Annotated in this window: 20 protein-coding genes and 1 pseudogene; 11 read left to right on the forward strand and 10 right to left on the reverse strand. The window is 34.4% G+C overall.

Annotated elements, in window-relative coordinates; all coding sequences use genetic code 11:
- Positions 1-51 precede the first annotated feature (51 nt).
- From Q9R40_RS00925 to Q9R40_RS00940, 4 genes are all read left to right on the forward strand, one after another.
- Positions 52-468 (forward strand): hypothetical protein, encoded by a 417-nt coding sequence (locus Q9R40_RS00925; protein ID WP_304675936.1) that lies wholly within the window; start codon positions 52-54, stop codon positions 466-468.
- A gap of 6 nt (positions 469-474) precedes the next feature.
- Positions 475-1,344 carry an ABC transporter ATP-binding protein gene (locus tag Q9R40_RS00930; RefSeq protein WP_300594586.1) on the forward strand — a complete coding sequence of 290 codons (870 nt, stop codon included), beginning with the start codon at positions 475-477 and terminating at the stop codon, positions 1,342-1,344.
- A gap of 118 nt (positions 1,345-1,462) precedes the next feature.
- Complete coding sequence (locus Q9R40_RS00935; protein ID WP_300594589.1) at positions 1,463-2,338, forward strand: aldo/keto reductase; 876 nt, start codon at positions 1,463-1,465, stop codon at positions 2,336-2,338.
- A gap of 131 nt (positions 2,339-2,469) precedes the next feature.
- Positions 2,470-3,084 carry a sugar O-acetyltransferase gene (locus Q9R40_RS00940; RefSeq protein ID WP_260308151.1) on the forward strand — a complete coding sequence of 205 codons (615 nt, stop codon included), beginning with the start codon at positions 2,470-2,472 and terminating at the stop codon, positions 3,082-3,084.
- A gap of 103 nt (positions 3,085-3,187) precedes the next feature.
- On the opposite strand, the gene plsY is transcribed toward Q9R40_RS00940, so the two are convergent.
- Positions 3,188-3,844, reverse strand: a complete 657-nt coding sequence (gene plsY / locus Q9R40_RS00945) for a glycerol-3-phosphate 1-O-acyltransferase PlsY (RefSeq protein WP_011162006.1) — start codon at positions 3,842-3,844, stop codon at positions 3,188-3,190.
- 99 nt (positions 3,845-3,943) lie between these two features.
- On the opposite strand from plsY, the gene parE reads away from it, so the two are divergent.
- The 7 genes and pseudogenes from parE to Q9R40_RS00980 all read left to right on the forward strand — a co-directional run bounded on the left by parE (position 3,944) and on the right by Q9R40_RS00980 (position 13,928).
- On the forward strand, positions 3,944-5,902 hold the full coding sequence (gene parE, locus Q9R40_RS00950; protein ID WP_297938690.1) for a DNA topoisomerase IV subunit B: 1,959 nt from the start codon (positions 3,944-3,946) through the stop codon (positions 5,900-5,902).
- 16 nt (positions 5,903-5,918) lie between these two features.
- Positions 5,919-8,399 (forward strand): DNA topoisomerase IV subunit A, encoded by a 2,481-nt coding sequence (parC, locus tag Q9R40_RS00955; protein ID WP_300594592.1) that lies wholly within the window; start codon positions 5,919-5,921, stop codon positions 8,397-8,399.
- Between the two features lie 246 nt (positions 8,400-8,645).
- The gene (locus tag Q9R40_RS00960; protein WP_300594595.1) at positions 8,646-9,599 is read left to right on the forward strand and encodes a LysR family transcriptional regulator; all 954 of its coding nucleotides are present in this window, start codon (positions 8,646-8,648) and stop codon (positions 9,597-9,599) included.
- A 116-nt stretch (positions 9,600-9,715) separates the two neighbouring features.
- Complete coding sequence (locus tag Q9R40_RS00965) at positions 9,716-10,651, forward strand: manganese-dependent inorganic pyrophosphatase (protein WP_023599615.1); 936 nt, start codon at positions 9,716-9,718, stop codon at positions 10,649-10,651.
- A 70-nt stretch (positions 10,652-10,721) separates the two neighbouring features.
- Positions 10,722-12,511 (forward strand): annotated as a pseudogene (recQ, locus tag Q9R40_RS00970) (DNA helicase RecQ).
- Between the two features lie 67 nt (positions 12,512-12,578).
- Positions 12,579-13,166, forward strand: coding sequence for a peptidylprolyl isomerase (locus tag Q9R40_RS00975; RefSeq protein ID WP_300723701.1), 588 nt, complete (start codon positions 12,579-12,581; stop codon positions 13,164-13,166).
- Positions 13,167-13,232: 66 nt separating this feature from the next.
- Positions 13,233-13,928 carry a YoaK family protein gene (locus Q9R40_RS00980; RefSeq protein WP_304675937.1) on the forward strand — a complete coding sequence of 232 codons (696 nt, stop codon included), beginning with the start codon at positions 13,233-13,235 and terminating at the stop codon, positions 13,926-13,928.
- Positions 13,929-14,809: 881 nt separating this feature from the next.
- Here the strand turns inward: Q9R40_RS00980 and Q9R40_RS00985 are convergent.
- From Q9R40_RS00985 to Q9R40_RS01025, 9 genes are all read right to left on the reverse strand, one after another.
- Positions 14,810-15,757 (reverse strand): GH25 family lysozyme, encoded by a 948-nt coding sequence (locus tag Q9R40_RS00985; protein ID WP_304675938.1) that lies wholly within the window; start codon positions 15,755-15,757, stop codon positions 14,810-14,812.
- Positions 15,758-15,820: 63 nt separating this feature from the next.
- Positions 15,821-16,231, reverse strand: coding sequence for a phage holin (locus tag Q9R40_RS00990; protein ID WP_304675939.1), 411 nt, complete (start codon positions 16,229-16,231; stop codon positions 15,821-15,823).
- Positions 16,231-16,428 (reverse strand): hypothetical protein, encoded by a 198-nt coding sequence (locus tag Q9R40_RS00995; RefSeq protein WP_304675940.1) that lies wholly within the window; start codon positions 16,426-16,428, stop codon positions 16,231-16,233. The genes Q9R40_RS00990 and Q9R40_RS00995 overlap by 1 nt, the downstream gene beginning before the upstream one ends.
- Positions 16,421-16,642 (reverse strand): hypothetical protein, encoded by a 222-nt coding sequence (locus tag Q9R40_RS01000; RefSeq protein ID WP_304675941.1) that lies wholly within the window; start codon positions 16,640-16,642, stop codon positions 16,421-16,423. The genes Q9R40_RS00995 and Q9R40_RS01000 overlap by 8 nt, the downstream gene beginning before the upstream one ends.
- A 67-nt stretch (positions 16,643-16,709) precedes the next feature.
- Entirely contained in the window at positions 16,710-17,111 is a 402-nt protein-coding gene (locus Q9R40_RS01005) for a hypothetical protein (RefSeq protein ID WP_304675942.1), read from the reverse strand.
- Positions 17,112-17,173: 62 nt separating this feature from the next.
- Positions 17,174-17,608 (reverse strand): hypothetical protein, encoded by a 435-nt coding sequence (locus Q9R40_RS01010; RefSeq protein WP_304675943.1) that lies wholly within the window; start codon positions 17,606-17,608, stop codon positions 17,174-17,176.
- 19 nt (positions 17,609-17,627) lie between these two features.
- Positions 17,628-20,141 (reverse strand): CotH kinase family protein, encoded by a 2,514-nt coding sequence (locus Q9R40_RS01015; protein WP_304675944.1) that lies wholly within the window; start codon positions 20,139-20,141, stop codon positions 17,628-17,630.
- On the reverse strand, positions 20,141-20,470 hold the full coding sequence (locus tag Q9R40_RS01020) for a hypothetical protein (RefSeq protein WP_304675945.1): 330 nt from the start codon (positions 20,468-20,470) through the stop codon (positions 20,141-20,143). Before Q9R40_RS01020 ends, Q9R40_RS01015 begins: the two co-directional genes overlap by 1 nt.
- A 49-nt stretch (positions 20,471-20,519) precedes the next feature.
- Positions 20,520-21,854, reverse strand: coding sequence for a phage tail protein (locus tag Q9R40_RS01025; RefSeq protein ID WP_304675946.1), 1,335 nt, complete (start codon positions 21,852-21,854; stop codon positions 20,520-20,522).
- Between the last annotated feature and the right edge of the window lie 4 nt (positions 21,855-21,858).

Here is a 21,858-nt window from a genome sequence, read left to right on the forward strand (position 1 = left end):
TCAATTATCCCGTCGGATAACTAATTCACTATTTAGCTTAGAATGTTTTATATGGGAAGATTGTATTTTTTACAGCCTTTTAAATATCCAACCTTAGGAGAATATTTTGGGCAGTTTGGGATTTTTGCCATTTTAATTGTTTTTTTGTTTATTAGGCTCACGATTTTATTTTCTATAATTTTTAGAAATGAATATATTGCTGAAATATTAGCAACTATATTTGCAATTAGTGGAAAAGTTTTCTATTTTTCTTTAGGAATGGGATATGTATATCCGTTTTTACAAAATCTACCAATGACATATTTCTCTATTGGAGAAAGTTTAACTGGAAATTTAGCATATTTAATGGATTCTCCAGGATGGGGATTTGTAGCAGGACTTTATCCGCTTATTTTTGCCATTTTAATAGTTGAAATTTGTATGATAATGATTAGTCATTCAAATAGAGTTTCATTAGTAAAGGGATGAAATTAAATGCTTAAATTAAAAGATATCACCTTATCTTTTGGTAATCATACTGTCTTAGATGGTTTTAATTATAATTTTCAAAATGGAACAATTTATGGCTTAGTTGCACCAAATGGTACAGGAAAATCGACTTTGATCAATGTTATATTGAACAATCTGAAACCTCAAAAGGGATACGTAGAATATAACGATTTACAGTATAAGAACGAAAAGACAACAGTTAAATTGCATCAAGAAATTTGTGCTTTTCCTGACCAAAGTGAACTTTTTTCTTTTATGACTGGGAGAGATCATTTAAAACTTTATGCTAACTTATGGCATAATGATCCGCAGAAAGTAAAAGATATTATTTCAACCTTAAAAATGGAAACTTATATTGACCGTAAAGTAGAAACCTATTCACTAGGGATGAAACAACGTTTATGTTTTGCAATGGTGGCGGCTACCAATACGTCAGTCATGCTTTTAGATGAAGTAATGAATGGATTAGATCCCCAAAACGTTCAGTTAATTTCACAGGTATTGTTAAATTTGCGAGCACAAGGTAAGTTAATAATTATGGCCTCACATTTGTTGCAAAATTTGCAGCAATATGCAGATCAAGTTTTATTTTTAAAGAATGGTAAAATAATTGAAAATCTAAACAATAAAGCTGAAACAAAAAAATATTTAGAATTTCATAATTCAAGTTTGATTAACGAGATTCTCGAAGAAAGTAATTATCAAATTCTACCCAATCAAACGATTCTTTTATCAATTGATGAATTAAGTCAAGATAAATTTGACTCAATAATTCATATACTACTTGAAAATAACGTTTCATTTACTGTTAGGAAAATTTCACTAGAAGACTTATTTAACAAGTTTTATGAGTAACTTATCCCTTATTTCACTGGCAAAATCAAAGATAATGAAAAATAAGCTCTATTGTTTTATTTATTGCATTCTTAGACTTAAAATGAAGACGAATGAGTAGAAAAGGGAGGACTTAAAAATGACAGAAGTTCCAACAATTACATTAAATGATGGCAATAAAATGCCTTTACTTGGTTTAGGCGTCTTCCAAATACCAGATCATGAAAAAGCAAGACAAACAGTAGAGATGGCGTTAGCAAACGGTTATCGCATGATTGATACTGCAGAAGTATATGAAAATCAAATTGCTGTAGGTGAAGCAATTGCAGAGAGTGCAGTTAATAGAGACGATATTTTCTTAACTACAAAAATTTGGGTTTCAAACATGTCATTTGAAAAAGCTACTAAAGCAATTGATCATGACTTAAAAGAATTAGGAACTGATTATTTAGACTTAGTATTACTTCACCAACCATATGGCGATACGTTCGGCGCTTGGAATGCTTTGGCTGCTGCCAAGCGTGCTGGTAAAGTTCGTTCAATTGGTTTATCAAACTTTTATCCTGATCAATACATGAATTTAGAGCTTGCTCATGAAGATAAGCCAGCAATTAACCAAATTGAAATTAATCCATGCTTCCAACAAACTAACGATGTTAAATTCTTCCAAGGAAGAGATGTAGCTGTAGAAGCTTGGGCTCAATTTGCAGAAGGTAAACATGATATTTTCAATAATAAGACATTGAAAGAAATTGCTGAAGCTCACCACAAGACTACTGCTCAAGTTATTTTGCGTTGGCTTACCCAACAAGATATTGTTGTTATTCCAAAATCTGTTCATGAAAAACGTCAAAAAGAAAATCTTGATATTTTTGACTTTGAATTAACCAAGGATGAAATGGATAAGATTAAAGGATTAGATAAGGGCGAAAGTCAATTCTTTGACCACCGTGACCCAGCAGTAATTGATGATATTTTCGGCGAAAGTCTAAAGCAATTACGTGATTCAGAATAGTCAGTAACATTAATACAATAGAGATAGATAGAAGCATGATTTATGTTTCTATCTTTTTTTACTATAATCTTAATCCCAAATATGATATTTTAAAGATAAAAATAAAAAGTATAAGAAAGTAAGGTGTAAGAATGGAAGAAAATACTAAAAATATGCTAGCAGGATTACCTTATCGTCCCGACACGGAAGAATTAAGAGCTATTTCAACGAAGGCGCATCGCTTAAGCCGCGATTATAATCAAACAGCAGATGAAGATAAAGAAGTAAGAAAAGCAATTATTGATAATTTATTTCCAGATCATGGAGAGGGAGTTTACCTGCAGGGGCCAATTGAAGTAGATTATGGTAAATTTACAAAATTAGGTAAAAATTTTTATGCTAACTTTAATTTGACTATTTTAGATACTTGTCCAGTTACTATTGGAGACAATGTAATGTGTGGACCTAATACTTCATTAGTAACACCTCTACATCCCTTATTGCCAGAGCAAAGAAATGCGCGCTTGCAAGCAGATGGTAAAGTAGCAGATATTGAATATGGAGCACCAATTACAATTGGCGATAATTGCTGGTTAGCTAGTAATGTAACTGTTTGTCCAGGAGTAACTATTGGAAATAATTGTGTTATTGGAGCTGGTAGTGTAGTTACAAAAGATATTCCAGATAATTCTTTAGTTTTAGGTGTTCCAGGCCGAGTAGTTAGAAAAATCACTGAGAAAGACCACCTAGATAATTATCCATATTAATTAGGTGTTAAAATTGTGTCTTGCGAACATTTGTTCAAATAAAGTATAATACTTATGAAAAAAGACTGTTGAGGAGTTTGCCTTAAACAGTCTTTTGTTCTGATTATTTATTTTTAGCATTCTTTTTTAGTAATCCATGAGACTTTTTGTACCAATACCATAGGCCAAAAGGAACGATATTTTCTTCATGGTTAATTAGGCGCTTGATATTGGAGCGGTGTCTTACAAAGAGCAAGATCATCATAATTCCTGTAATGATTGTAAGAAAGATATCGTGAAACCAGAAGGAACAAATGAAGATGATAACTATTGAAACCAAGCTTGATAAACTTACATATGAAGTAATAAATAGCATTGGTAAAAATACTAAGGCACATAGTCCAAAGAACTTTAAATTGTAACCAAGAAAGACGCCGGCGCTAGTTGCTACCGCTTTTCCGCCTTTAAATTTTAGAAAGATGGAAAAGGTGTGACCTAGAATGGCACAGGCACCAGCAATTAGTAATAAATACTTTGGTCCCTTTAGGTGGAAAATTAATGGTAAATCTGTTGCAAGTGTCCCTTTTAATACATCAATGACTAAAACTGCACTACCTGCTACAGGTCCCATTACTCTAAATGAATTGGTTGTACCAATATTTCCTGATCCAAAGTTTCTTATATCTTCATGAAAAAATATCTTTCCGACTAACACACCTGTGGGAAAGGATCCAATCAAGTATGCTAAAATAAAAATTAGTAAATAATTCAACGTAGACATTCACTGTTCAACCCCATTTAAAATCTAAAGCTATTTTAACAAAGATTATAATAGCTGTGGGGTTGATTTTGATTGTCTGTTAAAAATGGAGGCATTTATTTGGCTAAAGCAAATAAAACTACCAGTTCATATGATGATTCTTCGATTCAGATTCTTCATGGGCTAGAGGCAGTAAGAAAACGTCCAGGAATGTATATCGGTTCAACGGATCGGCATGGGTTAAATCACTTGATTTATGAAATCGTTGATAACTCAGTTGACGAAGCAATGGCTGGTTATGGTAAAGAAATCAATGTAACTATTCATAAAGATAATTCAGTTACGGTTCAAGATTTTGGACGTGGAATGCCAACAGGAATGCATGAATCAGGAATTCCAACTATTGAAGTTATCCTTACTGTGTTACATGCAGGTGGTAAGTTTACCGAAAAGAATTATCAAACTTCTGGTGGTTTACATGGAGTAGGTTCTTCTGTTGTAAATGCACTGTCTTCTTATTTAAAAGTAAGAGTAGTCAGAGACGGTCAAGCATATGAAGAAGAATTTGAAAATGGTGGCCATCCAATTGGTACGCTTAAGCATTTAGGCAAGACTAAGGATAAAAATGGTACCACTATTACTTTTAAACCAGATCCAACTATTTTCTCTACTACCACATATAATTACGAAACCATTCAAGAACGAATTCGTGAGTCAGCTTTTCTATTAAAAGGTGTTAAATTCACATTAACTGATGAACGCGAACCAGAACATCATGATGAGTTTCTATATGAAGACGGAATTAAGTCATTTGTATCTTATTTAAACGAAGATAAAGATACAATGGGAGATGTTTTTTATTTCTCTGGTAAACAAAATGGAATCGAAGTTGAATTTTCCGGTCAATACAATGATGGATATTCCGAAAACTTTGTTTCATTTGTAAATAATGTTCGTACAGCTGATGGTGGTAGTCATGAAGCTGGAGCACGTAGTGGGTTTACAAAGGCTTTTAATGATTATGCTAGAAAACAAGGTCTATTAAAGAATAAGGAAAAAGGTCTAGAAGGTAGCGATTATCGTGAAGGCTTAAGTGCAGTCTTATCTGTGAAGATTCCAGAAGAATTACTAGAATTTGAAGGACAGACTAAGGGAAAACTTGGGACTCCGCAAGCTAGAAGTGTTGTGGACAGCATTGTTTATGAACAACTTTCCTACTATTTAATGGAAAACGGAGAATTTGCTCAAAGCTTAGTTCAGAAAGCACAAAAGGCAAGGGATGCACGTGAAGCTGCTAAAAAGGCTAGAGATGAAAGTCGAAACGGTAAAAAGAGACGAAAGAAAGAGATTCTTTCAGGAAAATTAACTCCTGCTCAATCCCGTAACCCAAAGAAAAATGAGCTATTCCTAGTCGAGGGGGACTCAGCCGGTGGCTCTGCAAAACAAGGAAGAGATAGAAAATTCCAAGCTATTTTGCCATTACGAGGCAAGGTCTTAAATACACAAAAAGCTAAGTTACAAGATATCTTTAAAAATGAAGAAATCAACACCATGATTCATACGATTGGTGCAGGTGTTGGATCAGATTTTCAGATTAAGGATGCAAATTACGATAAAATCATCATCATGACAGATGCGGATACTGATGGTGCGCATATTCAAATTTTGCTTTTAACTTTCTTTTACAGATATATGCGCCCAATGGTTGAAGCAGGTCGTGTGTATATTGCTCTGCCTCCTTTATACAAATTACAAAAAGGTAATGGCGCAAAAGCCAAGATTAAATATGCTTGGACTGATGAAGAATTGAGCAAAGACTCTAAAGACATGGGTAAAGGTTTTGCGCTGCAACGTTTCAAAGGGTTGGGTGAAATGAATGCTGACCAATTATGGGAAACAACTATGAATCCCGAAACTCGTACCTTAATTAGAGTTAAGATTGATGATGCTCAACTTGCTGAAAAGCGTGTAACAACCTTAATGGGAGATAAAGTAGCTCCTAGAAGAAAATGGATTGATGAAAACGTTAAATTCCGTATGGGTGAAGACGGTTCAATTCTAGAAACAAGTAGAGATTAAGAGGTTATATTTTTAGATGACACAAACAAATGAAAGAATTAGGGAATTACCTCTTGAAGAAGTCATGGGTGAAAGATTTGGACGATATTCAAAATATATTATCCAAGAACGTGCTCTCCCAGATATTCGAGATGGCTTAAAACCAGTTCAACGTCGTATTCTTTATGCGATGTATAAAGATAATAATACATATGATAAGCCATATAAGAAGGCTGCAAAAGCTGTCGGTAATGTTATGGGTAACTTTCACCCTCATGGTGACAGTTCTATTTATGGTGCTTTAGTTCACTTATCGCAAGATTGGAAGATGCGAGAACCTTTAATTGAAATGCATGGTAATAATGGATCAATGGATGGGGATGGTCCAGCAGCCATGCGTTACACCGAATCTCGTTTAAGTAAAATTTCTAATTTACTTTTACAAGATATTGATAAAGAAACAGTTCAAATGATTTTGAACTTTGATGATACAGAGTATGAACCAACAGTTTTACCGGCCCACTTTCCTAACTTATTAGTTAATGGATCAACAGGTATCTCAGCTGGATATGCAACTGAAATTCCACCTCATAATCTTGCTGAAGTTATTGAAGCAGCTGTTTACCTGTTAAAGCATCCCGATGCTACAACAGATGATTTGATGAAATTTGTTAAGGGACCTGATTTTCCAACAGGTGGCATTGTCCTAGGAACTAAGGGCATTAAAGAGGCCTATGAAACTGGTCGTGGAAGAATTCAAGTTAGGTCTAAGACTACAATTCAAGAAATTAAAGGCCATCGTCAGCAAATAGTTGTAACCGAAGTACCTTTCGGCGTAAATAAAGCAATGATGGTTAAGAAAATTGACGAAATTCGTTTAAATAAGGAAATTGACGGTATTTCAGAAGTAAGAGATGAAACTGATCGTCACGGTCTTTCAATTGTAATTGAACTTAAAAAGGGCGCTGATAGTCAGAATATCTTGAACTATCTATTTAAAAACACTGACTTGCAAGTTTCATACAATTTCAATATGGTTGCTATTGATCGTATGACTCCTGTACAAGTTGGATTAAAGCGTATTTTATCTTCTTACTTGGGGCACAAGAAAGATGTTGTAACTAAGCGAACAGAATTCGATTTAAAGAAGGCTAAGCAACGTTTAGAAATAGTTGAAGGTCTTATTCATGCACTAGATATCCTAGATCAAGTAATCAAGACTATTAGATCTTCTAAAGATAAAAAAGATGCTAAAAAGAATTTAATTGCTAAGTATGATTTCACTCCTAACCAAGCTGAAGCTATTGTTTCTTTGCAGTTATATCGCTTAACTAATACAGATGTTAACCAGCTTAAAAAGGAACAAGCAGATTTAAATAAAAAAATCGAAAAGTTCAATGAAATATTAAGTGATAACAAAGTTCTTGAAAGAGTTGTAGTTAAAGAACTAAATGCGGTAAAGAAAGAATTTGGTTCACCCAGAAGAACAGAAATCACTGCTAAAGCAGCTAAAATTGAAATTAATGAAAAAGCTCTTGTAGCTGATGAAGATGTACGAGTATTAGTAAGTAAAGATGGCTATTTGAAGCGTTCATCTCTTCGTTCATTCCAATCAACCGATGATGAAGATAATGGATTGCCTGCTGGTGATAAGGTTGTATTTGAAAAAACAATGTCTACCTTGGATAACCTTTATATTTTTACTAATAAAGGAAACCTAATTTATCGTCCGGTACACGAATTAATTGAAACGAAATGGAAAGAAACCGGTCAGCACCTGTCTCAAGAGATTGGTCTTGATAGTGATGAAGAAATTATTCGGGTGTTTGAAGTTAATGATTTAAATGCGAGTTTGAACTTTTTGATTGCTACCAACGATGGATATATTAAACAAGTTACATTAGCTGATTTACAACCTACTAGAACATATAAGTCTCGTGCAATTATTGCTATTAAGCTTAAGAGTAATGAAAGTAAAGTTGTTCGCATTGATCAAGTTCAACTTGATAGTAAGCAAGAAATAACTCTAATTACTAACCAAGCTTATGCAATAAGATTTGATATTAATAAAATACCTACATCTGGTTCAAAAGCCGTAGGGGTTAAGTCAGTTAACCTTAAAGATGATGACTATATAGTAAATTATGTTTTAGCTGATCCTAAATATGTTGATTTAATTAAGATTGGAATTATTACTCAACGCGGAGCCTTTAAACAACTCAAACTTAACCTTATAAATAAAGTAACCCGTGCAAAACGAGGTGTACTTGTACTACGTGAACTTAAGACTAAGCCTCATCGAATTATGGCAATCAGTAGTTATGGTGAAAATCATATTCTACATTTGAATACTTCTAGTGATCGCCATATTGAGCTTAATACTTCTGAATTTCCATTAGGGGACCGCTATTCAAATGGATCTTTTGTACTAGATTCGATGACAGATGGCACTCCTGTCTCATTAACTCTTGGACGACCAATCGCAGATGGAAGAGATAAAACTGAGGATCTATTTTAATTAGTTTAGAAAAAACTAAGGATAATGATTTAACTGTTATCCTTAGTTTTTTTATTAAAATAATAATTATAGGGAAATAGTATGCATTTTATGCAAAATTTTTTATTATTATTGGTACAGGTGTTATTATAAAAAGTGTGAGATGAATACTAAGCTTTAATAAAGGACTATCAGAAAATAATTAGTTGTATTTAAAAATCTTATTTATTAGGTTTTATTCCAAATTTATATAAGAGGCGTTTAATCATGAAAACAAATACTGATGCGGTTTTATCTGCAAAATCGTTACGTTACTTTCTTCAATTAATTGATAATATGAGCTATACGCAAGCAGCTCAAATTTTAGGAATTACTCAGCCGGCCTTAACTCAACAAATTAAAAAGCTTGAGCGAGCAGTTGGTTCACCTTTATTTGGACAAATGGGCAAAAAACTATATTTAACTGATGCTGGTTTAAAGATGGAGGAGACAGCAAAGGCTTTATTTTCAACAGTTAATAATGCCGTAGACAGTATCCAGCAGTATACTAAATCAGATACAGGGACTATTTCTCTAGGAATTCTATCTACTATTGAAGCAAGAGTAATTGATCAATTTTTAGTTAAATTCAATCATAAATATCCTGACATAGTATTACATGTAGGCTTTTATAATAGAACAGAACTTTGGGATAGATTAGATAATAATCAATTAGATTTAGCTGTTCTTTACATGCCAGATCATAATTCAACTGTAAAGAATATGAAACAGTATATGGCAAAACAAATTTATCCGGAAGAAGTTGTTTTCTTAACTCACAACCCAGAAGATAAATTTAATAAAACAACTCAACATAAGTGGGTTGCTTATCCTAAGGATTACTATTTACCACAGATTGTTCGCCGCTTTTATGCTAGTGAATTTCCAAATAATGAATTAAATACGACTGTAACTTTTACTGCTCCTTATCAATTAATCAAATTCGCGGAACAAACTGATTACAATACATATGTCTCCAAGAGTTTTTATAAGGCACACAAGGCTGAAATTACATTATCTCCAGTAAAGACAAAGAGTGAGACAAACTTTGAAAGTTGTTTTATTTATCGTAAAAATAAGAGTGAAATACCTCGATTAGTCAACTTCCTAAACGAGTGGGATAAGTTTATTGAAGAAAAAGATTATGATAGCAGACTAGAAGATATTAAAGTTAATATTTAGTTTGAAGGCATTCTTTTTGTAGCAAAAGGATGCCTTTTAATGCGTGATGGATTTGCTTAAGTTTAACTTTTAATCTAAAATAATTAGGTAGATATAATTTTAAAGGAGCTCTTATAATGGCAAAAGAATTGATTTTTGGTCACCAAAATCCTGATACAGATGCAATCGGAACAGCAATTGCATACTCATACTTACAAAATAAGTTAGGTTACGATACCGAAGCTGTTGCTTTAGGTGAAGCTAATGATGAAACTAAGTATGCTTTAAATAAGTTTGGTTTTACCGCACCTCGTGTTATTGAAACTGCTTCAAATGAAGTTGATGCAGTTATGCTTGTTGACCATAACGAACCTCAACAAAGTGTTTCTGACATTGATAAGGTTAAAGTAACTCATGTAGTTGATCACCACCGTATTATGAACTTCAATACTGCTGATCCTTTATACTACCGTGCAGCTCCAGTTGGTTGTACCAGTACCATTATGTGGCAAATGTACAACGAAAAAGAAATTGAAATTCCACAAGATATTGCAGGAATTATGCTTTCAGCTATTATCTCAGATACTTTACTCTTAAAGTCACCAACTACTACTGACCAAGATAAAGAAGCTGTTGTATCTTTAGCAAATATTGCTGGTGTGGACTACAAAGAATACGGTCTTAAGATGCTTAAAGCTGGTACTAATATTGCTGACAAGTCAGAAGAAGACCTAATTGATTTAGATGCTAAGAGTTTTGAATTAAACGGTAGCAACGTTCGTGTAGCCCAAATTAATGTTGTTGATTTACCAGAAGCATTAGAACGTAAAGACGCTTTCTTAAAGGCTATGGATGAAGCTTCTAAGCGTGAAGGCTACGATATGTTTATGCTTTTAATTACCAACATTCTTGACTCAGATTCAGAAGCTTTAGTAGTAGGTAGTGATGAATCAAAAGCAAAATTTGAAAAAGCATTTAACGCTAAATTATCAGATTCAGAAGTTAAATTACCAGGCGTTGTTTCAAGAAAGAAGCAAGTTGTTCCTCCTTTAACTAATGCTTTTGAAGCTTAATTATTTGGTTTAATTTAGAAAAAGACAGGTATGATCCTTTCATACTTGTTTTTTTATTTAGTAGAGGAAAATGAAATCATCAATAGAAGTACTAAAAAACGTTTTTGGTTATACAACTTTTCGCCCAGGACAAGAGCAAGTTATTGAGCAAGTTCTTAAAGGAAAAAATGTTTTAGCTGTAATGCCAACTGGAGCAGGAAAGTCAATGTGTTATCAGATACCAGCATTAGTCAATCCTGGCCTAACGTTGGTAATATCTCCTCTGATTTCTTTAATGAAGGATCAGATAGACTCTCTAAAACAAAATGGTATTAATGCTGCTGCTTTAAATTCAGCAACTCCACAAGAAGAAGTAAATCCAATCTTGAGACAAGCCTATGAAGGAAAAATAAAACTTTTATACGTGACTCCTGAGCGGCTAGCGATGGATTATTTTCGCTATCAACTAAACTTCCTGGATGTTTCCTTAGTAGCAGTCGATGAAGCCCACTGTATTTCTCAATGGGGCCATGACTTTAGACCGGCTTACCGTCAAATTATGGAAGGTGTAAATTCAATTAAAAGTCAGCCAAATATTTTAGCTTTAACAGCAACGGCTACTCCTTCAGTGCAAGAAGACATTGCAAATCAACTAAATATTTCACCTGAAAATTATGTTATTACTTCATTTGCAAGACCAAATTTGAGCTTCAAGGTAGTCAATAATCCTAAAAATACCAATTTATATCTTTTAGATTATATTAAAAAGCATCCCAATCAATCAGGGATTGTGTATGCGAGTACAAGAAAAAATGTTGAAGAGTTAACTGACTATTTAGCTCAAAATGGAATTTTAACAGCGAGTTATCATGCCGGGCTATCTAATAAAGAAAGAGCCGATGTACAAGATGCCTTTCAATTCGATAAGGTACAAGTGATTGTTGCAACAAATGCTTTTGGTATGGGAATTGATAAAAGAAATGTTCGCTTTGTAATTCACGCTAATAGTACTCCCAACTTAGAATCATATTATCAAGAAGCTGGAAGAGCAGGTAGAGACGGGGAGCCATGTGAAGGTATATTAATTTATCATCCTAAAGATATTAGACTCTATCGCTGGTTTATTGAACAAGCTGATTTAGATGATGAATACAAAAAAATTCAATATCAAAAACTAGCTGCAATTACTAAGTACGTCAATACAACTGAATGTTTACAACAATTTATCGTCAGATATTTTGGGCAAAGTTGCTCTGCATGTGGTAAATGTTCTAATTGTTTAGGAACATTTATTGAAAAAGATATTACTGCAGAAAGCAAAAGAATCATTTCAACAATTTATGAACTTGATGGACGTTTTGGCAAAAATGTAGTTGCTGATATAGTTACTGGTGCTAATAATCAGCGCATGAGAGAAATGAGGGCATCTAATTTAAAAAATTATGGTAGTTTGAAGATGGGAAAGAAGACTACTCTAGACTTAATCAATTATTTAATTAGCCATAACTATTTGGAATTAACAGATAGTCAATATCCTGTGGTTCATGTAACTAATTTAGGATGGGACGTTTTAGATGATAAAAAGCAAGTAAGGCAAAAGATCTCAAAAAAGTTAGAAAATCGATTCCAATTACTAATAAAATTTCAGAAAAGGAAAATAATCTATTTTTGCGTTTAAAGGCAACACGTCTAGAGTTAGCTAAAGAGCAGGGAATACCAGCATTTTATATTTTTTCTGATAAATCATTAAGAGATATGGCACTTCAAAAACCTAAAACAAAAACAGACTTTTTGAATATTTCAGGTGTTGGTCAAGCAAAATTAAAAGCATATGGCCAAATTATGCTTGATACCATTAGAAAATATTTGAAAGAAGAATAGATTAATGAAGTGTCTTGTAATAAATAGTAGAATAGACTAGAACAGATTAAAAAATAGGAGGATTAAGATGGAATATCCACAATTAGACCTTGAAAATGTAAAAGGCCCAAAAGCAGTAATTGAAACTAATCATGGAGATATTAAAGTTCAATTATTTGAAAAAGAAGCTCCAATGACTGTAGAAAATTTCGTTCGTTTAGCTAAAAAGGGTTACTATGATAATACTACGTTTCATCGTGTAATTAGTGACTTTATGATCCAAGGTGGTGATCCAAAGGGTGACGGTACTGGTGGTGAAAGTATCTGGGGTCATCCTTTTGAAGATGAATTTTCAAATAAACTCTTTAATTTACGCGGAGCACTTTCCATGGCTAATTCTGGTCCTAATACTAATGGTAGTCAATTCTTTATTGTTCAAAATAAGAATGTGCCTAAACGAATGATTAAGGAAATGGATACGGCTGGCTATCCAAAAGAAATTGTAAAAGCATATAAACAGGGTGGAACCCCATGGTTAGATGGTCGTCATACAGTTTTTGGTCAAGTAATTGATGGTATGGATGTCGTTGATGAAATTGCAAAAGTTCCACGTGATAAGGCAAATGATAAGCCTAAAGAGGATGTAATTATTAAGAACATTCAGATTGAAGATTAATTCAGTTAAAAACATGGTCTCCCTTGATCATGTTTTTAATTTAGGCTCATAACATGGAGGTTAAATATGAATATATTTACTAATGATCAGTATCGGCCATCAGAATCACGTATTTTAGCCACATCCTTAACTTTTTCAGCTGGTTTTATTGATGCTTATACTTATATTCAACGAGGACATACTTTATCTGCAGGTCAAACAGGAAATGTTATCTTCTTTGCTTCAGCATTTGCCGATCACAATATAGCTGGTATGTTAAATAGAGCAACTACATTTATTGCATTTACTTTAGGATTACTATTAGTAGGTCTTTTTCATAAATACGTTAAAAGTAATTATTGGCGAGTATTTTGTCTATTTCCAATTTTACTTATTTGCTTAGGAGTAGGCTTTGTTCCTAAAACTGTTCCAAATTATTATGTCGTGCCTATAATTGCGTTTGGATTGGCTGTTCAAAATGCTTCCTTTAGTAAGATCGAAGGTATGGGATATAATAATGCCTTTACAACTGGTAATTTAAAAAAATCTGTCGTTGCCTGGAGTGCATATTTCTTTGGTGAAGATAAATCTCAGCATAATGCAGCTGTTAACTATATGTTTTTAGTTATTGCTTTTGCACTTGGAGCCATTGTGTCAGCATTACTTCAAAAAGTATTTTTCTTAAAAACTATATGGTTTGCGGTATTACTTCTGGGAACAATTAATATTGTTTATACAATTTCCTTAAGTAAACGGAAAAAATTAAATTTAAAAAATGAGTAGTTGTTAAAAAATTTCTGTAAATGTTTAAAATCTTACTAGATTGAACTGGGTATTCAATTTAGTAAGATTTTTTATGTAGTGAAGATTATAGAAAAGGAGCGAATAAATCATTAAAGCGTAAATTCGTATAATATATATTATGTAAAGTAAATATATAAAAATTATAGAATATATCAAAAGTAACTTGTTCATATGAAAATTATATTTTAGTCAGATAAATCTTTATCAATGCACCTAAAATAATTTTCTGAGTTAATTAGATTCTTACCAACTAAAAAAATATAAGTTAAGGATTTTTATTTTGAATCTTCATTGGTAAGTTAAATAAAAATTTTTATAGCTAGTAACTCTTATCTATGATTTTGTGCTGCTCTGACGGCCATTCTATGGCTTTTAAAATAATTATTGGTTAACAGTTAATCGAATTTGATTTAAATGTTCTGTTATATGTCTTATGCTAAATGTTTGCTATTGCCAGAGCCTATTTGTGGATTTAAATTAGTTGTACAAGTAATAAGTATTCTCAGATAAAAGCTTAAATACGACAAGTATTTTATCTTAAAATTATGATATTTTGAAACAATTGAAATGTAAGGAATTGCTAGATTTTCTAGTTTTTACTGATTTACTGAAGACGATCGTATGAAATACATAGAGTAATAAAATAGGACAACATTACTCCTGGCTGGGGCAATAATACATGATTTTTTCATTAGAATCACCTTTCATTAAAATTATTGTTTTAATGAAAGGTATAAAGGGATCCCCCAATATATAAGCAATTCATTTATATATCAATGTTTGCAGTTTATATTTAATTACATAAAATTATAAAAATATCTGTAAAATTATAAGTTGTTAGTGTCTTATTAGTGTCTAAATTATTCAAATCTTCCCCAAGGATCATTGCCTTTGCGACAAACTAAGAATCCTGGTTGTCCATTGGCTCTTGGTTGTCTAATCCAGACATAACCGCCGTGACGGCTATATGCATCATACTTAACACAATCGCCCTTAGTAACTGTTCCAATGATATCACTGGTAGTTCTAGCGCCGTATCTGATATTGATAGTGCCGTTTGGATAGAACTTACCTTCTTCTTTGTACCATGTATCCCCTAAGTCATCTATAAAAGATTGTAATGTTGGTTGTTTAACCGCCGGTTTAGATGTTTGAGTAGCTGGTTTATCGTCAGATTTAAGGTCAATCAGTGAGATGTTACCATCAACGCTCATGCCCTTCCAGTTATCGGTAAATTGCCAAATTGCTACCCCGTCCATTGATGGGAAGTAACCAAAGTCTGGTTCACTTGCTGGCACGCCGTTGCCTAGTGGATATGCTGCTACCCATAAGGAGTTAGCATACTTAGCAAGTACTTTCCCCGTATCAACATTACCTTTTAATAGGGCTGCACCAGAGTACAAGAGTGGCTTATAGCCAGCAGAAACAATCACATCAAGAAAAGCTAAGATAGCATTGGCACTAGGTACTCGTCCAGCATTAGTAACATTATTATCATCTACTTCCCAGTCACAAGCCAAATAAGAACCTACTGGCAACCCAGCATATTTTGCTGAATTTACCGTATAGTTACCCTCTTGTACTGCTCGATTGCTATCAGCACCAAAGTGGGCATAGTGATAACCCATAGTAAGCATATTATTAGCTTTTGCGTTTGAAAGTTGTGCTGGTGCTTTAGGATTTTGATAATTCAAGCCTTCTGACAGCTTTACGATCGCAAACTTAGCCCCAGAGTGAGCCATGCTTGATAAGTCAGTTCCATTGTGGCTTGATACATCTACACCATAGCTTCTTTTTTCTACTTCCATTTATATACCTTCTTCTTTAAAATGTTCGCTATTACTAAAAGAATCATTTTTGGCCACTTTTTATTATTCGGATTTATTTGTTTGATCAAAGTTGGCCACAATTGTCTTGTTCGGTTTTGGCTTATCGATGGTATCAGAAATTGCTTGAGTTTGTTTCATCGCCACAACTGCTTTTTCAGCTAAGCCTTTTAGGAAACTCGCTGGTAAGGCTGGTAAGTGAGCCAACGATAAGATGAGGTTAAGTCCATTAATTACAAAGTCCATCTTCTCTTCGCCTGCCCCACCCCTCTTCTCTGCTTGATAAACGAGAGGGGTTACCGCTTGTGCTACGATTTGCTGTGCCATTGCAACTCGGTCACCTTTAGCTGCTCTTTCATCAATTTCGATCTTATGCTTAGTATAGAAAGATACAATTACAACTGCTGCAACTGATACTGTAACAATCATTAAGTCTAATAAATGACTGAAACTCATTATTTAGCCTCCTTCTTCAAATCATTGATGCGTAGCTTTAACACCTTGGCATACTTAGCCATTGCTTGTTTTTGCTCTACTAATAGAACACGCTGGTTAGTTGATAAAGTTTTCTTATTTTGCTTGGATAAAAATTTAGATAACTTCCCACGCTTTGTATTTAACTTTTTTAGTTCTTTTTCTAACTTTTTAATCATGTTTATTTTCCTTTCCATCAAAAAAGGCACCATTAGTTGGTGCCTTCTTTACATATTCATTTACTAAAATCTGTTGTTGATCAACTTTGCGTTGAAGTTTCAGATTTTTTTCTTTTAGTTTATCTATCTCTTTCTCTTGTTCTTGGCATTTTTGCTGATAGTGGTCACGCTCTTCTTTAAGGGCATCGAATACCCACTTCCAAATCGCAATCAAGAACGTACCTATACCACCAAGATAAGGCAGTGCCCTTAGTAAATCGCCTATAAAGCACCACCCCTATCTAATAGTTATGCTTCTTACTTTTGCTAATGATAGAAAAATCGAACAGTAAAACAATCACTTCTAAAAATCCGGCTGTAAACATGTGTGGGTGTCCCGATATGTAACCGTGACAAAATTCAGCAATTGCTTCAAATGCTAACAAACCTGCGGTAATAATTAACAGATTACGATTTGTAGAAATGCTGTTCTTATCACTAATTGCCCAACTAAAAAGCCAAACACCAATAGCAATAAAGATGCCACCTACTAAGTCGTCATTTAAAACCCCAACCGCAAAAGGTGGCCAAAAGAAATAGAAATCATTGCAGATAAGAATTAATCCTATTCCTACCATTGCCAGCGCTAATATTTCATGTTGTGGATGTGCTGTGTGGAGGAGATTTTTAAATTTTTGTTTCATATACTATTCTCCTGTCAGCCGCCCTTGCGTACTGTTTATTTCTTAGGCGACTATTTATTACATTAAGCTAATTCGTTCTTAATGTACATCGCTACGGCAGTAATATAACTTTGACTGTCTCGAATTGAGACTACTTGCGCACTGTCTAACCATACAGTTGCTGACGCATAAAGAGGGCTAGCAACATAACTTCCACAGACAAAACCATTTGTTGCTGAATTAATCCATGTTTTAAAAGTATAACCTGGTACGTCTGGCGCTTGAATAGGATAACTTACTGACCAATTTGTTGCTGATGGATCCGTGATTTGTGACGCAGCGGTATTTGCATTACAGCTTACTTGCTCAAAGTGCAAGGCCTGATGGACAGAAAACATGTTTCCGATAGTGCCTAATGTTGTGCGTTTTAACCCGTCTTGTTGGTTTCCGATTAAAACACTATCTGTAGTAGCTGGGTTACCGTTTTCACTTAAGTTCATAAATTTAATATCTGCCATAATTATCTGTCTCCTTTAATTAATTATTAAAATATCTATTTTTTAACCATTCCATACGTTGCATATACCATCTTCCAATGCGATTGACATTATCAACCGACGTATTAGGGGTGTAAGGCCACACATCAAGTTCTGCATCAAATACTTTGACTGGAATGTGTCTGACAAAGTCCACAAAAGCTGTGTCTACGGCTGAATCAGACATAATACCATCAACTAAAGCTTTAGTTCGCTTTAAAATTTCGTCTTTATAGAATTTCCAAAGCTGATACATCAAGCGATTGGCATTCGTAACATTCTCAAAAGTTACGCCATGATCTCGCCAGTCGTCTGTATCGGACTTAGCTGGCATGTGCTCTAAGAAGTCTGGTGTACGTCCGAAAATTGAATCAAGGTCATAGGCTGCAAAATACCACTTCTTGCCATCAAATGTCTGCAACAAGTAATTTCTAAAAATACCATCATCGTTATCTACTAGAACTGAGAAGATGTAGTAGTCAATCGCACTATCTATATCAAGTAATGGACTAACTGCCTTATTAAAGTCATCTACCGTATCATAATGTGCTAAAACAGCTCGGATTAACTCATTGACTGAATCCCTAGCCCAATCTGTGTCTTTGGTGCTACAGAATTGCAGTTCCATTTGATCTTTGAAGTTAGTTTCTTGCTTAAATGCTCCTTGAGGATCCCAAATAGTATCAACAATTGCATACTTTCCTTTGGACTTCTTTGGCATTTTAGCCATCCAGTCATCCTTAGGAATGTTGAAGGTGTATAGTCCCCAGTACTGATTGTTGATGTAAACAGCAATGGGAAAACCGTCTACTGCACCGTAATTGCCACCTATAGAAAGCTGTGGATCTGTTTCAGCAATAATTCGATTACCGCTGTTATCCACTAGTAAGTCACCATTAGTGTTAAGTATTCCTGTATCAGCGTGCTTATGTGTGTCTCTAATGCGTCCCCATAATCTAGCACCAACCACATTGAGAGCTTGTGAAGGTTCAGTATAGTTAGCCTTGATTACGTACTTATGGTTCTTTCCATATCCGCTAAAAGCTTGAAAACTCTTATCTAAGTTCAAAGTGTAATTCTTCTTAGGATGGCCCACACTTGAAGCACCTTGCACTTTAAACTTTTCAACTGTTCCAGATACTCCATAAGCTGGAAAACTATAAGTAACCTCGTTCGTTAAAGTCTTGGATTTATCTTTTAAAGATAAAACATTGCTACCCCAGAGATAAAGAACTGGCATACCATACTTTTCAGGCTTGAAACTAGTAGCATTTTTAATTGCAGCACCCACTGCTTGACCATCTGCCGGCAAGCCTGCTTGCGTAAGAGTTGTGTCAGTTAACAACAGCCATTTAGAGTCGCCAATGCGATTTCCAGCATCATCAGTAATGTGATTACCATTTTGATCTGTAAGAGAGATACTTGTAAGTGTGCCTGCTCCCTCAATATTCTGAATTCTAGTTGTATTATCTTTAACTCCCAAAGAGTTAAGAGTGATATTGTTAGAATTTTGATCAATCTTGCCTTCTTGCTTTAAAATCTGTTCTTTAAGTGGAGCTAGTTCAGAGTTCTCAATGCCAATAGCTTGATATTCTCCGCAATCTTTCCATGCTCCATATAGGTATACCCACTTGTGACCAGTATCAGCAGTGATGAAGATACCGTCAGCACCATTAGGATAATTAGTAGTTAGCTCTCCAGCGTTAGCAACTGCAATTGGATTAGTCTTCATCTGAGATAATCGTTGATTAATTGCATTATTCATCGTATCCATACCATTTTGAAATTCAGGTCTGGTTACAATGTCGTAATTAGCAATTTGTTGTTGCGTACCTGCTAGATGCTGGCTAATATTTGCTTGTTCAGCACGGTTAGCTCTAATCTCTCCATTAAGCGCATCAAGATTTTCTCTTGATGTTTGAAGAGATGTATCGATGTTGTTCTTGGTTTCAACTATTAATTGGTTAATCTTTTGATTACCATCAGCAACCATTTGATCGGTTTTGACTTGATATTCACGTTCTAAGCTATCAAGCCGTGAACTGTAATACTTATAGGTATTGCCAATTCTAAGATCATTGCCTAAGACTTCAAACACGATGTTAACGCTGGTTAAGACGTTTCCATTACCGTCTTTTAAGCCAAAGTGTCCCTTAAAAATACCTTCTTGAGGAAACATCTGATCTTCTAAGATGTAGTCCATCACTCCGCCATCATGTGCATTTTCCATTGAGCCTTGCCACTCACGGTAAAGGGCATCTGGAGCCATGATAATCTCATTGGTATCAGGATCTTCGTAATGCTTACCTACTACGCCTTGGATAAATGGAATGAATCCATGAACATTCATCACTCGTCCTTGGTCATACCATTTAAAAGGAAGAACCTTGCCGTTATCGTTCACACGAACTTTAAAGAAATTGCTAAGTCTTACATAGCCCTCACCTTCTTTAGCAACGTCAGCAGGAAAGTAATACGGTTGTCCGTTATTGTTAATTGTTGGAATATTATTCATTAGTCAAGCTTCACCTCCTCAGCTATTTGACTATGATTATCTTCATTAGAACTAATTGTATGAACTGCTGTAGCCCCATCGCCGAAAACGGCAAGGCTTAATTTTGCTACTTGTGTTTCCAAGGCTTTAATTCGTTCTTCTTTTTTCTTTTTATCAACATCATTGCTATCTTGGTCACCAATGATATCCTGACATTTTTCTTCTGTATTTTTGACTTTACCTTCTAATTCAGCAAACTTCCTGTTGCCGGCTTCCCAATTACGATCAAGATGTTCTCTATAGGTTGCGTCTTGTGTTGGTGAGCCTTCTTTTTCAAAAACGTCAGCCATCTACTCACTTCCTTTTAAATAAAAAACAGCCCATTTTGGACTGTTCATACTATTTATTCGTATCATTTTCATCTTTTCCTTTATCAGCTGTATCTTTATCCTTTTGACTATTTAACAGTTGTTGTAATTCTTGCTGGAGTTTCTGGATATCTTGCGTATTTTGCTGTTGACTTTCTCCCCAGTTGGTTGTGAAAGTATCAAAGCCAGCATTAGCTTTATGGACTATTTCAGCTAGATTACTCATCTTAAGACTCATACTGTTATACCACTCACGGTATTTATCTTGTTGGTTATGCTGATAGGTCATGTAATCAATAAGGTTAAAAGCTAAATTACCAAAAGTAATTGTATTACCTTTGCTTGGATCTTGCGGATATGAAGTAATTGATTGCACTCTCGTCTCAACATCAATTCCTTGCCTGGTTCGCAAATAACCATAGTCACCAATGCTAACGTCATGTAGGTATTTAGCAAAATTCTTAAAGTTAGCACCATCAACTGTGTACTGAATGCTTGGATAATCATGAACCAGCTTTTTAACCTTATCATCAAGCAATTGTTGGCTCATCACAAAAGATTTACCGTCATCAGTGAAATCTTCTGTATAAGGCGTAGCGTCAATAATTGGCCAGCCCTTTTCTTTAACCAATTTAGAGATATAGGTTGAAGTTAATGTATTCACACTAGAATTATCTCCACTTTGCTTAGTGATATTAATGGTCCCTGTAGCTCTAGTAGTTATTGCAGTATCGTCTTCTTGAACTGATATCTTAGTACAGTTCACATTGTCGACAAAAACAAATTTATCTTTGCCACCAATCTCTTTTGCTACATAGCAAGTCTTATTTTTCCAATAGTATTCAACACCGTAGCTAGTTGCTGCAGTTTGTAAAAGTTCGTCAGCATAACCACCGCCTAACCCGTCACTAAAAGTCTTAACCGAGTTTTGATTTACCTCTGCACCAATAACAACGTCAAAGCCTGAATCTTTGAATAAAAATTTCAAAGCATCTTTGAGCTTAACCGATTTAGATGTTGTTGACGTATCTGTACTATCACCACTCTTAGTTGTGGTAGTCTCTACACCAATCTTATCTTTGACATAGTGATAATGGAACATTCGGGCTATTTGTATTGCACTTACTGAGTACTGTATATAGTTGCCTATATCATCAGTATTGTAAGTCTGCAGGACATAATCTTCTCCTTTTTCAGGAACGTTAATCACACTAAAAGGTGATAGAACATCACCATCTACCTTATTGGTATGCAGATTATAGAAATTGAAACTCAACGTGTCTAAGCTACCCAAAGTTGACGTTACTTGAACATCTTGTCCTTTAACGATTGCTACTTGCCCAGCAGCATTCTTAATTGATATCAAATAA

The sequence above is a fragment of the uncultured Lactobacillus sp. genome, assembly GCF_948948975.1.
In the GTDB taxonomy this organism is placed as follows: Bacteria; Bacillota; Bacilli; order Lactobacillales; family Lactobacillaceae; genus Lactobacillus.